14 protein-coding genes are annotated in these 13,300 nt (G+C 56.8%); 6 read left to right on the forward strand and 8 right to left on the reverse strand.

Going from position 1 to position 13,300, the window contains the following annotated elements:
- Window positions 1-50 precede the first annotated feature (50 nt).
- Window positions 51-1,052: an AAA family ATPase gene (locus tag NG653_RS06160; RefSeq protein ID WP_252740808.1), complete on the reverse strand. Its 1,002-nt coding sequence runs from the start codon at window positions 1,050-1,052 to the stop codon at window positions 51-53.
- A 158-nt stretch (window positions 1,053-1,210) separates the two neighbouring features.
- Here NG653_RS06160 and NG653_RS06165 point away from each other — a divergent pair, with 158 nt between their 5' ends.
- The 3 genes from NG653_RS06165 to NG653_RS06175 are packed head-to-tail and all read left to right on the forward strand — an operon-like array spanning window position 1,211 to window position 3,980.
- Window positions 1,211-2,086 carry an aldo/keto reductase gene (locus NG653_RS06165; protein ID WP_252740809.1) on the forward strand — a complete coding sequence of 292 codons (876 nt, stop codon included), beginning with the start codon at window positions 1,211-1,213 and terminating at the stop codon, window positions 2,084-2,086.
- An 11-nt stretch (window positions 2,087-2,097) separates the two neighbouring features.
- The gene (locus tag NG653_RS06170) at window positions 2,098-2,847 is read left to right on the forward strand and encodes an SDR family NAD(P)-dependent oxidoreductase (protein WP_252740810.1); all 750 of its coding nucleotides are present in this window, start codon (window positions 2,098-2,100) and stop codon (window positions 2,845-2,847) included.
- A complete protein-coding gene (locus NG653_RS06175; protein WP_252740811.1) occupies window positions 2,844-3,980 on the forward strand; it encodes an ATP-binding protein in 1,137 nt (378 codons plus the stop codon). Before NG653_RS06170 ends, NG653_RS06175 begins: the two co-directional genes overlap by 4 nt.
- Here the strand turns inward: NG653_RS06175 and NG653_RS06180 are convergent.
- Both NG653_RS06180 and NG653_RS06185 read right to left on the reverse strand, forming a co-directional pair.
- The gene (locus tag NG653_RS06180; protein WP_252740812.1) at window positions 3,977-5,923 is read right to left on the reverse strand and encodes an amylosucrase; all 1,947 of its coding nucleotides are present in this window, start codon (window positions 5,921-5,923) and stop codon (window positions 3,977-3,979) included. The two genes, NG653_RS06175 and NG653_RS06180, sit on opposite strands and share 4 nt — an antisense overlap.
- Window positions 5,920-6,873, reverse strand: coding sequence for a carbohydrate kinase family protein (locus NG653_RS06185; protein WP_252740813.1), 954 nt, complete (start codon window positions 6,871-6,873; stop codon window positions 5,920-5,922). Before NG653_RS06185 ends, NG653_RS06180 begins: the two co-directional genes overlap by 4 nt.
- Before the next feature lie 316 nt (window positions 6,874-7,189).
- Between NG653_RS06185 and NG653_RS06190 the strand changes: the two genes are divergently transcribed.
- The gene (locus NG653_RS06190) at window positions 7,190-7,915 is read left to right on the forward strand and encodes a metallophosphoesterase family protein (RefSeq protein ID WP_252740814.1); all 726 of its coding nucleotides are present in this window, start codon (window positions 7,190-7,192) and stop codon (window positions 7,913-7,915) included.
- Window positions 7,916-7,933: 18 nt separating this feature from the next.
- Here NG653_RS06190 and NG653_RS06195 read toward each other — a convergent pair whose 3' ends face one another.
- The 5 genes from NG653_RS06195 to NG653_RS06215 all read right to left on the reverse strand — a co-directional run bounded on the left by NG653_RS06195 (window position 7,934) and on the right by NG653_RS06215 (window position 12,494).
- Window positions 7,934-8,458 (reverse strand): hypothetical protein, encoded by a 525-nt coding sequence (locus NG653_RS06195; RefSeq protein WP_252740815.1) that lies wholly within the window; start codon window positions 8,456-8,458, stop codon window positions 7,934-7,936.
- Window positions 8,459-8,880: 422 nt separating this feature from the next.
- Window positions 8,881-10,434, reverse strand: coding sequence for an L-piperidine-6-carboxylate dehydrogenase (gene amaB, locus NG653_RS06200; protein ID WP_252740816.1), 1,554 nt, complete (start codon window positions 10,432-10,434; stop codon window positions 8,881-8,883).
- 184 nt (window positions 10,435-10,618) lie between these two features.
- Entirely contained in the window at window positions 10,619-11,164 is a 546-nt protein-coding gene (locus NG653_RS06205; RefSeq protein WP_252740817.1) for a 3-hydroxyanthranilate 3,4-dioxygenase, read from the reverse strand.
- Between the two features lie 93 nt (window positions 11,165-11,257).
- Complete coding sequence (locus tag NG653_RS06210; protein WP_252740818.1) at window positions 11,258-11,731, reverse strand: CAP domain-containing protein; 474 nt, start codon at window positions 11,729-11,731, stop codon at window positions 11,258-11,260.
- A 262-nt stretch (window positions 11,732-11,993) separates the two neighbouring features.
- Window positions 11,994-12,494, reverse strand: a complete 501-nt coding sequence (locus tag NG653_RS06215; protein ID WP_252740819.1) for a CvpA family protein — start codon at window positions 12,492-12,494, stop codon at window positions 11,994-11,996.
- A gap of 59 nt (window positions 12,495-12,553) precedes the next feature.
- On the opposite strand from NG653_RS06215, the gene NG653_RS06220 reads away from it, so the two are divergent.
- Together NG653_RS06220 and NG653_RS06225 are read left to right on the forward strand one after the other, a co-directional pair.
- Window positions 12,554-12,910, forward strand: a complete 357-nt coding sequence (locus tag NG653_RS06220) for a hypothetical protein (protein ID WP_252740820.1) — start codon at window positions 12,554-12,556, stop codon at window positions 12,908-12,910.
- Window positions 12,907-13,227: an antibiotic biosynthesis monooxygenase family protein gene (locus NG653_RS06225; RefSeq protein ID WP_252740821.1), complete on the forward strand. Its 321-nt coding sequence runs from the start codon at window positions 12,907-12,909 to the stop codon at window positions 13,225-13,227. The genes NG653_RS06220 and NG653_RS06225 overlap by 4 nt, the downstream gene beginning before the upstream one ends.
- Window positions 13,228-13,300: the final 73 nt, after the last annotated feature.

Below are 13,300 nucleotides of genomic sequence, written 5' to 3' on the forward strand. Positions count from 1 at the left end.
AATTTTGGCCTGCAGGCAGGCGGCAGAAACCGGTACCCCGGGGAAAATCCCTACGGTACCTCGATCTCGTTTACGATCCGGTTGATGATTTCTTCGGAAGTCACATTTTCGGCCTCTGCCTCATAGGTGATCCCGATCCGGTGGCGGAGCACGTCGTGTACCACGGCCCTGACATCCTCAGGGATCACGTAGCCCCGGCGCCTTATAAACGCATGGCACTTGGCAGCATTCGCCATGTTGATGCTCCCCCTGGGGGAAGCCCCGAAACTGATCAGGGGTTTCAGGTCGGCGAGGTTATATTTGTCGGGGTACCGGGTGGCAAATACGATATCCAGGATATATTTCTCAATCTTTTCGTCCATATAGACTTCCCGCACCACTTCCTGCCCCCGCAAGATTTGTTTCAGGCTTACCACGGGCCTGACCGGTTGCGCCGCGCCCCTTAGGTTCTGACGCATGATCGCCTGCTCTTCCGACATTTTCGGATAATCGATCACGGCCTTCAGCATGAAACGGTCCACCTGGGCTTCAGGCAGGGGGTAAGTACCTTCCTGGTCTACCGGGTTCTGGGTGGCCATTACTAGGAAGGGCTCATCGAGGGGAAAAGTCTCATCCCCTATGGTTACCTGCCGTTCCTGCATGGCCTCCAGGAGGGCCGATTGTACCTTCGCTGGGGCCCGGTTGATCTCATCGGCCAGCACAAAGTTGGCGAAGATGGGACCCTTCCTGACCGAAAAATCGTTTTCCTTCACATTGTAAATCAGGGTTCCGATAACGTCTGCCGGGAGCAGGTCGGGGGTAAACTGGATGCGGGAGAAATCCCCTTTTACCGCCTTGGCCAGGGTGTTTATGGCCAGGGTTTTCGCCAGGCCGGGAACCCCTTCCAGCAAGATGTGGCCCCTTCCCAGCAATCCGATCAGCAGGCGCTCAATCATGTGGCGCTGGCCCACGATCGCCTTGTCCATTTCCTGGATAAGGAGATCGATAAAGGCGCTCTCAACGGCAATTTTTTCATTCACGGCGCTGATATCAACCGTCCTGGTTTCTTCCATAAATTGGCTTTAGTAATAGTTTGTCAATACCCCTGGTATTTGCACCCCGCAAATTGAAAATTTATTTACTCACTGCTTGTTAACGATTGGTTAAAAAAACTCGAAAACCCCCAGTTTTGTGATGGTTTTAAGGGATTTTCTCACTATTTTCACAGCCTGTGGAAACCCTGAAAAACTACTCCAGAATCATCGCCGGCACCATGACCTGGGGGCAGGGCGGAATGAAATTTCCAACCGGTGAAATGGCCCGGCTGATGCACCATTGCCTTGAGGTGGGGATTACCACCTTTGACCACGCTGATATTTACGGGGGATATACCACGGAGGCTGACTTCGGGAAGGCCTTTTCCGATAGCGGTATCCCCAGGGATGCCATCCAGCTGATCAGCAAATGCGGGATACAGTATGTGAGTGAGGCCCGTCCCGTCAGGGTAAAGCATTACGAATACGGGATGGATTACATCATCCATTCTGCCACGGCTTCCCTGAAATACCTGAAAACCGATTACCTGGACCTCTTGCTGTTGCACCGCCCCAGTCCTTTGATGGACCCGGAAGAGGTGGCGGCCGCTTTCAGCACCCTCAGGGATTCGGGCAAGGTCCGCGCCTTCGGGGTTTCGAATTTCACCCCTTCCCAGATCCGGCTCATCGAATCCGCTGTTCCGGTGGAGGCCCACCAGTTTGAGTGCTCCCTAACTTCGGAGGGTGCCCTTTGGGATGGCACCCTGGACGATTGCATTATTGGCCGGCGGCTGGCGATGGCCTGGAGCCCTCTGGGAAGCTATTTCAGGGAACCCGATTTGCGCAACCAGAGAATAGGGGAATGCCTGGCGACCCTTTGTCCGAAATACCAGGCTACCGAGTCGCAGGTATTGCTGTCTTGGCTGCTCCGGCACCCGGCGAAAATCCATCCCGTGGTGGGAACCACCCGGGCCGGGCGCCTTACCGAGGCAGTGGGGGCGCTCTCCCTAGAACTGGAGCTGGAAGACTGGTTTGCCCTGCTGGTCGCCAGCCAGGGCCATAAAGTACCTTGAAAAATACACCAATGGAACATATCGTGTTTATTACCGGGGCCAGTAGCGGGATTGGCCGGGCTACTGCCCTGCTCCTGGCGGAAAAGGGATGCCGCATCGTCGCTTGCGGCCGAAGGGAGAGCCGCCTGGCCGCCTTGAAGCAACAGTGGGGGGAGCAGATCCACACCCTTTGTTTTGATGTGCGCGACCGGAAGTCGGTCCGCGAGGCTGTCGATTCGCTGCCTCCCGGGTTCCGGGAGGTGGATGTGCTGATCAACAATGCGGGCAATGCCCACGGTCTGGATCCCTTCGATCAGGCCAGCCTCGATGACTGGGATGCCATGATCGACATCAATGTCAAGGGCCTGCTCTATGTGACCAAAGCCCTCCTGCCATCCTTATTGAAGGATGGGCGGGGCCACATCATCAATATTGGCTCCACCGCCGGCAAGGAAGTCTATCCGAAGGGGAATGTCTACTGTGCCAGCAAGCATGCCGTGGATGCCATTAACCAGGCGTTGCGCATGGACCTGAACGCACACGGCATCAGGGTGGGGGCGGTGAACCCCGGCCTGGTGGAGACCGAATTCAGCCAGGTCCGCTTCAAAGGCGATGAAGCCCGGGCCGCCCAGGTGTACAAGGGATTCCGTCCGCTCACCCCTGAAGACATCGCGGAGATCATCCATTTTGTCATTACCCGGCCCCCTCATGTGAATATTGCCGACCTGGTGGTCATGCCGACCGACCAGGCCAGTAGTACCCTCGTGCGAAAAGAGACATGATCAACAAGCGCCTTCTGATAAAAAACCTCCTGGCCCACAACGACGAAAACAGCTTTTACGACAAAAAGCGGTTCCTCGACATCAGCCAGAAGGAAGGGAAGGCCAAGTTCCTGAAGCACGTCTGTGCCCTGGCCAACAGCAACCCGGCCAACCGTTCCTACATGGTGATCGGGGTGGAGGATGCCGATAATGAAATCAACGGGGTCGATTTTTTTGACGACAGCAAAATCCAGAACCTGGTTAATGCCTACCTCGACAACCCTCCCCTGATCTCTTATGAAAACGTGCTCTTCCCGCACCTGCCCGAGGGGAAGGTGGTGGGCCTGGTCACGATCCGGTCATCCGGCCGCATCTGTTCCCTGAAGCGCAATATCTGGAAGTACTACGGAGGCGCTGTCTTTTTCCGGGAAGGAAGCATCAGCATGCCGAGGAATTTCGACAGCACCCTGAGGGACGTCAATTCTGCGACGGTTGGGGAAATTGAGCAGCATGCGCGCAACAATATCGAGCTCACCCTGGACGGGGTCATCGATTTCATCAACCATCGCCATCGCCACCTCGACAGCCATTACAAGGTTTTCAAGGAGCAATTCGTGGTCTGTTGGTGCGGGAACCGGAAAAAAGTGAAGGAATCGGTTTATTATTCCCGGGTAGACATTGAACTGATCAACGAGCAGGTAAAACTTTTCTATTCGGCCCTCGATGAAGTTTCCATTTCGTGGAATGAAGATTCCTTCAGCATAACGGAGTATGTCTATCTGGGCCTTGGGGACCAAAAGCGCTACTATCCGATGGAGGAGGTTTCCATCCTTTTTGCCGATAACGGAACCTACCAGATCCAGGGCAAACTGGTTTTCGAACCGCCCCAGTACGACCGCAAAACCCTGTACCATATCCTAAACGCCAACAAGGCCCTTTTGAAGAAACTCCAGCGCGGGGGTAGCCTCCGGCCGGCCGAAAAGGCCGACCTGCGGCGTTTTCCGGCGACCTCCCTGATCTGCTTCCTGAATGGTTTTGAAGAAGCCCAGGAGGTGATGCAGGAGGCGCGGAAATGGCTCAAGGAGACCGACCCCGAGGCCTACCTGTCGCTGAAGGAAGCCCTCAGGATCCTCCGGAAGGTACGCTATAGCTAAATGAATCGGGAAATCCAGAGCAATTCGAAGGGAGCCGTTTCCAGAAGGCCGCTCCTGACCTGCCTTGTGCTGCCGTCGATCAGGTTGTGGTAGGCCCCTTCCCTGACATAGCCCAGTGCGGCAAGCCAGGAAGCGTTGATGACCTGCGGTTGATCGTCGAAGTTCGCAATCACCAGCAGGCCTTCCCCCGTATCGCCCTTGCGTTCAAAAACAAACAAGTGGTCATTCCCCACCGGGTGCAGGGCCTGGTTCGACCGGTCTGCCAGAACGGGGTATTGCTTGCGCAACCGGATCAGGTGCTGAAGGCCGGAGTAAATTTGTGAGGCAGGGGAATGTTCCCGGCCCAGTTGTTCAACCGCATCCCAGTCGTGCAGGGGTCGGTTCATCCAGCGGCTGTCACCGGCCCGCTTCGGGTCCTTCATATAGGAATAATCGTTCAGCATGCCGATCTCATCCCCGGCATAGACCAGCGGGATCCCCGGGGAGGCCAGGACAATGCCGTACAGCAGGAGGATTTTGGAAATGGCCCTGTGGACCTCCGCCTCATCGCCCTGTTCCATACCCTTTTCGAGGCCGAGCAGGGAGGCGGTACTCCCCGTAATCCGGCCATCCCCGGTGGTGGGGTTGTACATAAACACCGCCCCTTTGGCAGGCGACCACGAAAGCCGTTGCCCAAAGTAATCGAGCAGGAAGCGGCGATGTGCCCCGGGGTCCCACCCCAGGGCGGCAATGTGGGCATTGTCGAACCCCAGGCCGATATCGTCGTGGCAGCGGACGTAGTTGATCCAGGTCCCATCGGAGGGTTTTCGGGGCATATGGTTGAGGCTGCGCTGCAGCAGCAGCGTTTTACGGGTGGCCACCGAATTCCACAGGCAGGCCATGAAGGTCGCGTGATAGGCGATCTCGCATTCATTTCCCTCCAGGGCCCCTTCCCCAAAATACTTCACGATTTCATGTGGGGCCACGATAGCTTCCGCCAGGATGGCCACTCCCGGGGCCACCACCTGCAGGCAAAGCCGGAAAAGGGCGATTAGCCGGTGGGCCTCCGGAAGGTTCTGGGAATCGGTCCCCGGTTTTTTCCACAGGAACGCCAGGGCATCGAAACGGACCACATCCACCCCCTTATCGCAGAGGGCAAGGAGGTTTTCCAGCATGCTCAGGAAGACCCTGGGGTTAGTGTAGTTCAGGTCCCACTGGTACGAGTTGAATACCGTCATCACCCACCGCTGCATTTGTGCATCGTAGGTAAAATTCCCGGGCGAGGTTTCAGGGAACACCTCCGGGAGGCTCTGTTCAAACAGGTCAGGGATGCTGCGATCGGGATAGGTGTAATAAAAGCCCTGGAATTCCGGGTCGCCTTCCCTGGCCTTCACAGCCCAGGGGAATTCGTCCGAGGTGTGGTTTACCACAAAATCGAGCATCAGGCAAATCCCTTTTTGCCTGAATTTTTTGGTCAGCCTGGCCAGGTCCTGCTCGCTTCCGTAAGCCGGGTCCACTTCCGTGTAGCTGTTGACGGCATATCCCCCGTCATTGGGCCCGGAAGGCCGCCTGGTAATGGGCATCAGGTGCAGGAAATTAATGCCAAGGGCCTCGAAATAAGGCAACTTTTCCTCTAACCCCTTCAGGTCGCCGCTAAAGCGGTCCACATAGAGTTGCATGCCCACCCAGTGTTCGGACTGGTACCAGTTCCCCTGATTCAGGCGCTCCAGGTCGAGGCGTTGCAGCTCAACGGGCCGCAAACGGAAGCGCTCCTGCAGCAGTTGCATAAGCCCGATGAAGGTTTCCCGGTGGTGAGATTCGGGGTAGAGGGAAAAGAAGAGGTCTTTCAGCAGGGTGGCATTGGCCGCCAACCGTTTGGCGAACAGGGCCTCCCTGGCACTTGCAGGGAGGGTGCCTCCCAGGGTTTCGCCGGCCAGCAGCCGGTGCAGGGCAGCCTGGTTCATTGCAGGGCAGCCTTGAGTTGTTCCTGGTCGGGCAGGGATGGGATCGCCCCGAACCGGGTGGTGGTCAGGGCCCCGGCAACATTGGCGATTCGTACGTTCTCTGCCATCAGTTCCTGGTTTTTTACCGCTTCAAACAGGTCCTTTTCCCTGGAGAGGAGGTACAGGAGGCAACCGATGAATGCGTCCCCTGCCCCTGTGGTATCCACAGGTTTTATGGCAATGCTGGGAATGGTTTCCTGCCCGTTGGGGGTGCTGAGGTATGTACCCCCGGCACCCAGGGTAATGACAATGGTTTCCGCACCCCTGGCATGCAGGGCGTCACAGGCCCTGACCAGGTCTGTTTCCCCGCTCAGCAGCCGGGCCTCTTCTACCGAAAACTTGCAAAGCTGTGCCTTCTCCACAAAACGGAGGCTTTTTTTTACGAACTCCTTTTCCCGGGTTTTCCATAGGTCGTGACGGAAATTAGGGTCGAAGCTGATGAAGGCTTCGTGAATGAGGCCATCATAAAAATAGCGGCTGTAGGCCGATTCCAGCGGCCCCCCAAGCAGGGCGGTGGCAGCCCCGAGGTGCAGCATGTTGCCTTCGAAGGCCTTGCCCGACCGCTCCTGGTAGGCCAGTTCCCGGTCGGCACCCCGGCTGAATACAAAATCCCGTTCCCCGTCTTCGGCTATGGATACAAAGGCCAGGGTGGTGAAGGTCGGGCTGCGCTGCACAAGCAGGGTTTCCACCCCGTTTTCGGTCAGCACCTCCAAAAGGAAGTCCCCGAAGGGGTCTTCCCCTATGCATCCGACAAAGGCACTTTTTCCGCCCAGTTTTGCAATGGCACAGGCGACGTTTGCCGGTGCGCCGCCGGCTTTTTTGGTAAAGACGGTGGCGTGTCCCAGGTCATTGCCCTGGTTTTCCGCCACAAAATCGATCAGCAATTCCCCTACACAGAATATTTTTTTCATGGTCTTCCCGCTCTTTTCGCTAATGGGGGCATGGATCTGATGCCCATAACTTAAAACCGTTTCCCCATACTGACGCCAAACCGCGGGTATACTGAACTGGTCTTGTTGCCATGCAGGGCCTCAGCACGGTTTTCCGGAGTTAAATCGGAGCGAAATGTACTGAGAAAACCGGTTTAAACCCAAAAAATACGACGGAATCTGGGGCCGTTTCGGCTGGGGGCCAATGGTTCCCTGCCCCGATTTTCCTAGCTTTGGGGCAGCAATTATAGACCTGGCCCGAATCGGACACGTAGGGGGCCTGAAGTGCATGGCAGAAATGAGGACACTGGTTATTGGCGACATACACGGGGGCCTGAAGGCCCTGCAAGACGTCCTTGAAAAGGTGGAACCGGGTAAAAACGACCGGTTCATCTTCCTGGGCGATTATGTGGATGGCTGGAGCGAGGCGGCCGAAACCATCGATTTCCTGATGGGGTTCCGCCGCAAGCACCATTGCGCCCTCCTGAGGGGCAACCACGATGACCTGTGCCTGCAATGGCTGTCGGAAGGGGTGGAGCACGAGCTTTGGCTGCAGTCTGGCGGCGCCGCCACCCGGGAGTCTTACCGGGGTCTGGGGGAGGCAACGCGTAAAGGGCATGCCCGCTTCCTGGAATCCCTGGAAGATTACTGCCTCGACGCGGAAAACCGGTTATTCCTGCACGCAGGCTTCACCAACCTTAAAGGGGTGGGGCACGAGTACTTCAGAAAGACCTTTTACTGGGACCGCACCCTTTGGGAAACGGCCCTTGCCCTGAACCCCGGGCTGTCACAGGACGATCCGTTGTATCCCCCCCGCCTGAAACTTTACCGGGAAATCTATATCGGGCATACCCCGGTTTCCCGCCTGGGGCTCGACACCCCCTACCGGGCGGCGAATGTCTGGAACGTAGATACCGGTGCGGCCTTCAAAGGCCCCCTGTCCGTAATGGACATACATACCAAAGAGGTTTGGCAAAGCGAACCGGTATTTGCATACTATCCCGGGGAAAAGGGCCGGAATTAGGCAAAAATGGAGGAAAGATCAGAGTTTGCCGTGCAGGTGTTCGCGTTGCCACCGCGCGAGTTCCTTCCATTTTCCCTCGTATGCCATGCGGGCCTGCATGGGCCAGGAAGACGGGTCGTGGAGCTTGTACCGCTCCCCCCCGGAGTCCAGCACTTCCTGGCATTTGGCCACAGAGGCTTCCGAAAGCTCCTTCCAGGTATGGATGTCGAAATTCTGGAAGAGCCCTACAATCTTGGGTCCAATTCCCTCGATGAGGGTCAGGTCGTCCTGCCGGATCGTCTTTCCGAAGGCCTTCCTTGCCGCCGCGGCGTCAAATGGGAGCGCCCTGGATATTCCCTGGCTCCTGGCCGATGCCAGCCGATCCATACAGGAATCCAATTCTCTCCTGAGTTTTTTGTTGGCGGCCTTAAGGGCCCCGGCCTCATTGCGCAGGGCAGCAGGCCCCATTGGGCCCCTTCCCAGCAAATAACCGATGACCCCGCAAAGGATGCCCGAGAGCATGGGGATAATCCAATAAAGCAAGGTTACAGGTTCCTGGTTCATAGCCAACACGTATTAAGGGTTCCCCCGGATTGGGTCCCTACAAGATATTAAAAATATCCCTATGCCCGTCGGGGTGAAACAGGGCACTCCCCCCGGCCTTGCAGGCCGCGCTTCCCAACCGGGTTTTGCAGGCGGGGCCCAAATTTGCAAAGCATACAGGGAAGGGGGCCGCTTACACAATTCCGCTACCATAGAAGTTTGGAATAAGGCAAATTCGTTGAAAGCTCAAAGGAGTCCTTCCTTTAACGGTTGCAGACCCGATACGTTTACAGGGAACCATCCAAGTGGGTTTTATTTTGGATTAGTTTGGTTAGTTTGAAAATCCGCCCTCGGTCCGCTAAGCTGCCCGGGCGGATTTTTTGTTAGGGGGCATGAAGCCATGGCCCGGTCGCCAGGCAACCAAACGAGCATGGACCCTTCCGTCAGAGGTCAAATTTGATCCCCTGGGCCAATGGGAGTTCCCTGCCGTAATTAATGGTGTTGGTCTGCCGGCGCATGTAGATCTTCCAGGCATCAGACCCCGATTCCCGGCCGCCGCCTGTTTCCTTTTCCCCTCCAAAAGCCCCGCCAATTTCGGCTCCCGAGGTCCCGATGTTGACGTTGGCGATGCCGCAATCACTACCCGCAACCGACAGGAAGGTTTCGGCTTCCCTGAGGTTATTGGTCATAATGGCCGAGGACAGCCCCTGGCGCACCCCATTTTGGAGGGCGATGGCATTTTCAACCCCGCCTTTGTATTTCAAAAGGTAGAGGATGGGGGCGAAGGTTTCGTGCTGGACGATCTCATAGTGGTTTTCGGCTTCGGCAATGGCCGGCTTCACGTAGCAGCCGCTTTCGTATCCCGGGCCGTCCACAAGACCGCCGGGCACAATGAGGCGCCCTCCCTCGGCCACCACCTTTTCAAGCGCTGCCTGGTACATACCCACTGCATCTTTGTCGATCAGGGGGCCAACGTGGTTCTTTTCATCCAGGGGGTTCCCGATCCGCAATTGCCCATAGGCAGCAACCAGGGCTTCCCTGACCTGGTCGTAAACCGCTTCGTGCACGATCAGGCGGCGGGTGGAGGTGCATCGCTGCCCGCAGGTCCCGACGGCCCCGAATACCGCGCCGATCACCGTCATTTTGATGTCGGCATCCGGCGTTACGATAATGGCGTTGTTCCCACCGAGTTCCAGCAGGGTTTTCCCCAGGCGGGCCCCAACGGCCTGCGCCACGATTTTGCCCATGCGGATGGAACCTGTGGCCGACACCAGGGGGACGCGCTCATCGTGGGTCATGTATTCCCCTACCTGGTAATTCCCCGTAATCAGGCAGGAAATCCCTTCCGGGAGCCCATTGGCCCTGAAGACTTCCGCGGCAATATGCTGGCAGGCAATCCCGCACAGGGGGGCCTTCTCTGAAGGCTTCCAGATACAGACATCCCCGCAAACCCAGGCCAGGGCAGTATTCCAGCTCCACACGGCTACCGGGAAATTGAAGGCCGAGATGATCCCTACCGGGCCAAGGGGGTGGTATTGTTCGTACATGCGGTGCAGCGGGCGTTCGGAATGCATGGTCAATCCGTGAAGTTGTCGGGAAAGGCCCACGGCAAAATCACAGATGTCGATCATTTCCTGTACCTCCCCAAGGCCTTCCTGGTACGATTTTCCCATTTCGTAGGAAACCAGCTTCCCCAGGGGTTCCTTAAGCTCGCGCAGCCGCTCCCCGAACTGCCTTACCACTTCCCCCCTTTTCGGGGCAGGGATTGTCCGCCAGGCCTTGAAAGCCTCCATGGCGGTCTGCACTACCCGCTCATAGTCTTCCCGGGTGGTGGCCTGTACCCGGCCGATCAGGGCCCCGTCCACCGGGGACCGGGATTCCAGGATTTCCCCGTTTGCAAAACTGTTGTCGCCCGTGGACGACCCCGGGTTCAGTTCCTGAATCCCCAACGCCTTTAGGGCGTTATCCATGCCGAAAGCAACTGCCACATCTGTCATTTTATAACTTTTTAAATCGAAATTGTTAGAATAGCCACAAAATTACGAATTCTTGCCCCGGCGGCCCATATCCGGCGGAAGAATCTTTTGATGGCTGCCCGTGCCTCTCCGGAGCACGGATCGGGAAAGCCTGTAAGCCGGGGGGCATCCCCGTTTCTGTTGTCCGGCCCGGAAGGTTCCGCCCTCAGGGGTCTGGCCTGGCCACAAACCGCTCATCGGCTTCCATGACGGTGCCGCAGCGCTCACAGGTCCGAAGGGCTTGCGAATTGTAGAAATGCCTGAAATGGGGCAGGAAATCCTGCTCAATGTCCCGCAGGGTAAAATAGACTTCGTGTAATTTATGGTTGCATTGCTCGCAATACCAGAGCAGGCCGTCCTTCAGGTTCAGGCGTTCGCGCCGGCGTTCCACCACCAGCCCTATGGATCCCGGATGGCGAACCGGGGAGTGAGGCACCCCGGCCGGATGCAGGTAGAGGTCGCCGGGTCCCAGTTTCATGGTTTTTTTCATGCCATTTTCCTGTACGTGGACCTCGATGGTCCCCTCCAGCTGGTAAAACAACTCTTCGGTCTCGTTATAGTGGTAATCTTTTCGGGCATTGGGCCCGGCCACAACCATCACGATATAATCGGTGGCCTCCTTGAAAAGGTTCCGGTTCCCCACGGGGGGCTTGAGTTCGTCCCGGTGGGTATCTACCCATTCCAGCAGGTTGAAGGGAGGCGTTATTTTCATAAGCAGGAACAGCGTTATAACCCTAAAGATAGCCAAAAAGCCACAGCCCGCGAAGGGATGTGGCTTTTCTCATAAAAGGTGTCGGCTTCCTGCCTACTGGAGAAAAAACAACTGGGTATAATACAGGTTGCCCTCCGTGTCTTTTTTAACGCTGACCGCAGTATGGGAGTAATCCCCTTCCATGGTTTTGCGGTGCGATTCGCTTGCAAGCCAGCCTTCGAGGGCCTGGGCAGCGGTGGCGTAGTTTTTGGCTACGTTTTCTGAAACCGCTTTTGCATCGGCTTCAGAGGCAATCCCGGTGGCGCGCGCCGTAAAATTATGGTGGCTCAGCGTGCCGGTAGCGATCATATAGTCATTGTGTTCATTGGCGTAGTGGTAGGCCACTTCGCTGAATGCCAGGGGGGAAAGGCCTCTGCCGACCCGGTGGTCGTTGACCAGGGCCAGTACTTCGCTTTCCATCGCTTCCAGGTTTACCCCTTTCGGACCCTCAACAGGGTCCGCCGCCTCCTTGGTACAGGAAAGGGCCAGGGCGGTAAACAGAATTACAAAGGCGTGCCGCAATTTCATAGGTGTTCTGATTGCAAGCAGGCTTCTGTATGGCAAAGACTTGGGGGAGTGTCTTTTTCCCGGGACCGGGCCGGGATTCAATATTAGGGAGGAATTCCGCATCCCCGGATAAATCGGGGGTGTTTTTTCGACCAATGCCCCAATCCTGCCGAAGATCGGCAATAAACCTGTCCCTGATCGGACGCACGCCTACAGGTCCCGGGGGGCAACCGGTCAAAAAAGGTCGGTAAACGGCACCGGCTTAGCGGGGTTTTAGAATACTTTATGGCTCCAGGGCCAGGGAAAAGACCAGGTCCCCTGTCTCCCGAAGGGGCGGATAAAGTACGGAGTCTTCCAGGACCCCTGTCACCAGCCAGTCGTCGGAAACCCCTGCCCGCTCCAGGTAAATGATGAGTGCCCCAAGGATTACAGCCACCTTCACCAGTCCGAAAATTCCTCCGGCCAGGCGGTTCAGGAAGCCCAGCATGGCCAGACGGGCAATGCGCGTAAGCAATTTTGCAAGCAGGTGAACCCCGATGAGGATCCCCAGGAAGGTCGCCACAAAAGCACTGACCTTAACATTGGTGCCATTCCAATCTACCGCTTCCTCGAGGTAATCGGAAACGAAGTAAGAGAAATGGATGGCCCCGTAAACAGCAGCGATCAGGGCAGCCACCGAGGCGATTTCCACTATGAGGCCATTTTTCAGGCCCATAAAAAAACCAGAGGCCAGCAGGAGTGCCAGTACAATATCCACGAGCTCCATGGGGATGTTTTCAAACAAATATAAGGGATTGCTTTGTACCTTTGCTCCTTCGGAACCTCTTACCCATTCGATAGTCCATGGCGCGCGATCCCCTGCTCAGAGAACGTTGGGACCAACTGACCCAAAAGCTTTCAGCCCAGTTTGCCGAAGGGGCTCCCCTGGAGTTGGATGCCATCATTTACCTGATCGGGGTCCAGGAGTTCGGCCACTACCACCGGCGTTATAAGAAGGACGAAAAGATCAACCTGATGCACATTGCGATCTGTCGGTTGCTCGAGCCGTATGGGTACTACACCTTCGACCATTTTGACGAGGAAGGCTGGCCACATTACCAGTTGCTGGAGCCCCTGCCCCCCCTCAAGGCGGGGGAGCAGTCCGTTTTGATGAAAGAGGCCATCGTTGCCTATTTTTTGGAAAAGCAGTACCTGGAATGAACGCAACCCCTCCCTATTACGCCGTTATTTTTACCTCAAAGCGCTCAGCAGCGGGGCAGGAGGAATATGCCGCCATGTCCGAAGCCATGGAGGAACTGGCGCGGCAGCAGCCCGGTTTCCTGGGGATGGAACATGCCCGCGAGGGTATTGGGATTACCGTCAGCTACTGGGATTCGCTGGAAAATATCGCCCGGTGGAAATCCCAGGCCGACCATCAGATCGCCCAGCAGCTGGGGCGCCGGTCGTGGTACGAATCGTACCGGGTGCGCATCTGCAGGGTAGAGCGGGAATACGGCTTTCCGCAGGAGCACCCCTGAACCCCCCTTGGTACCGTGTCGCCGGATTTGACCTTTTCATAATACCGGCCGGTTGACCCCTTGCCCCCAAAGC

The sequence above is a fragment of the Robiginitalea marina genome (genome assembly GCF_024006985.1).
Taxonomy (GTDB): domain Bacteria; phylum Bacteroidota; class Bacteroidia; order Flavobacteriales; family Flavobacteriaceae; genus Robiginitalea; species Robiginitalea marina.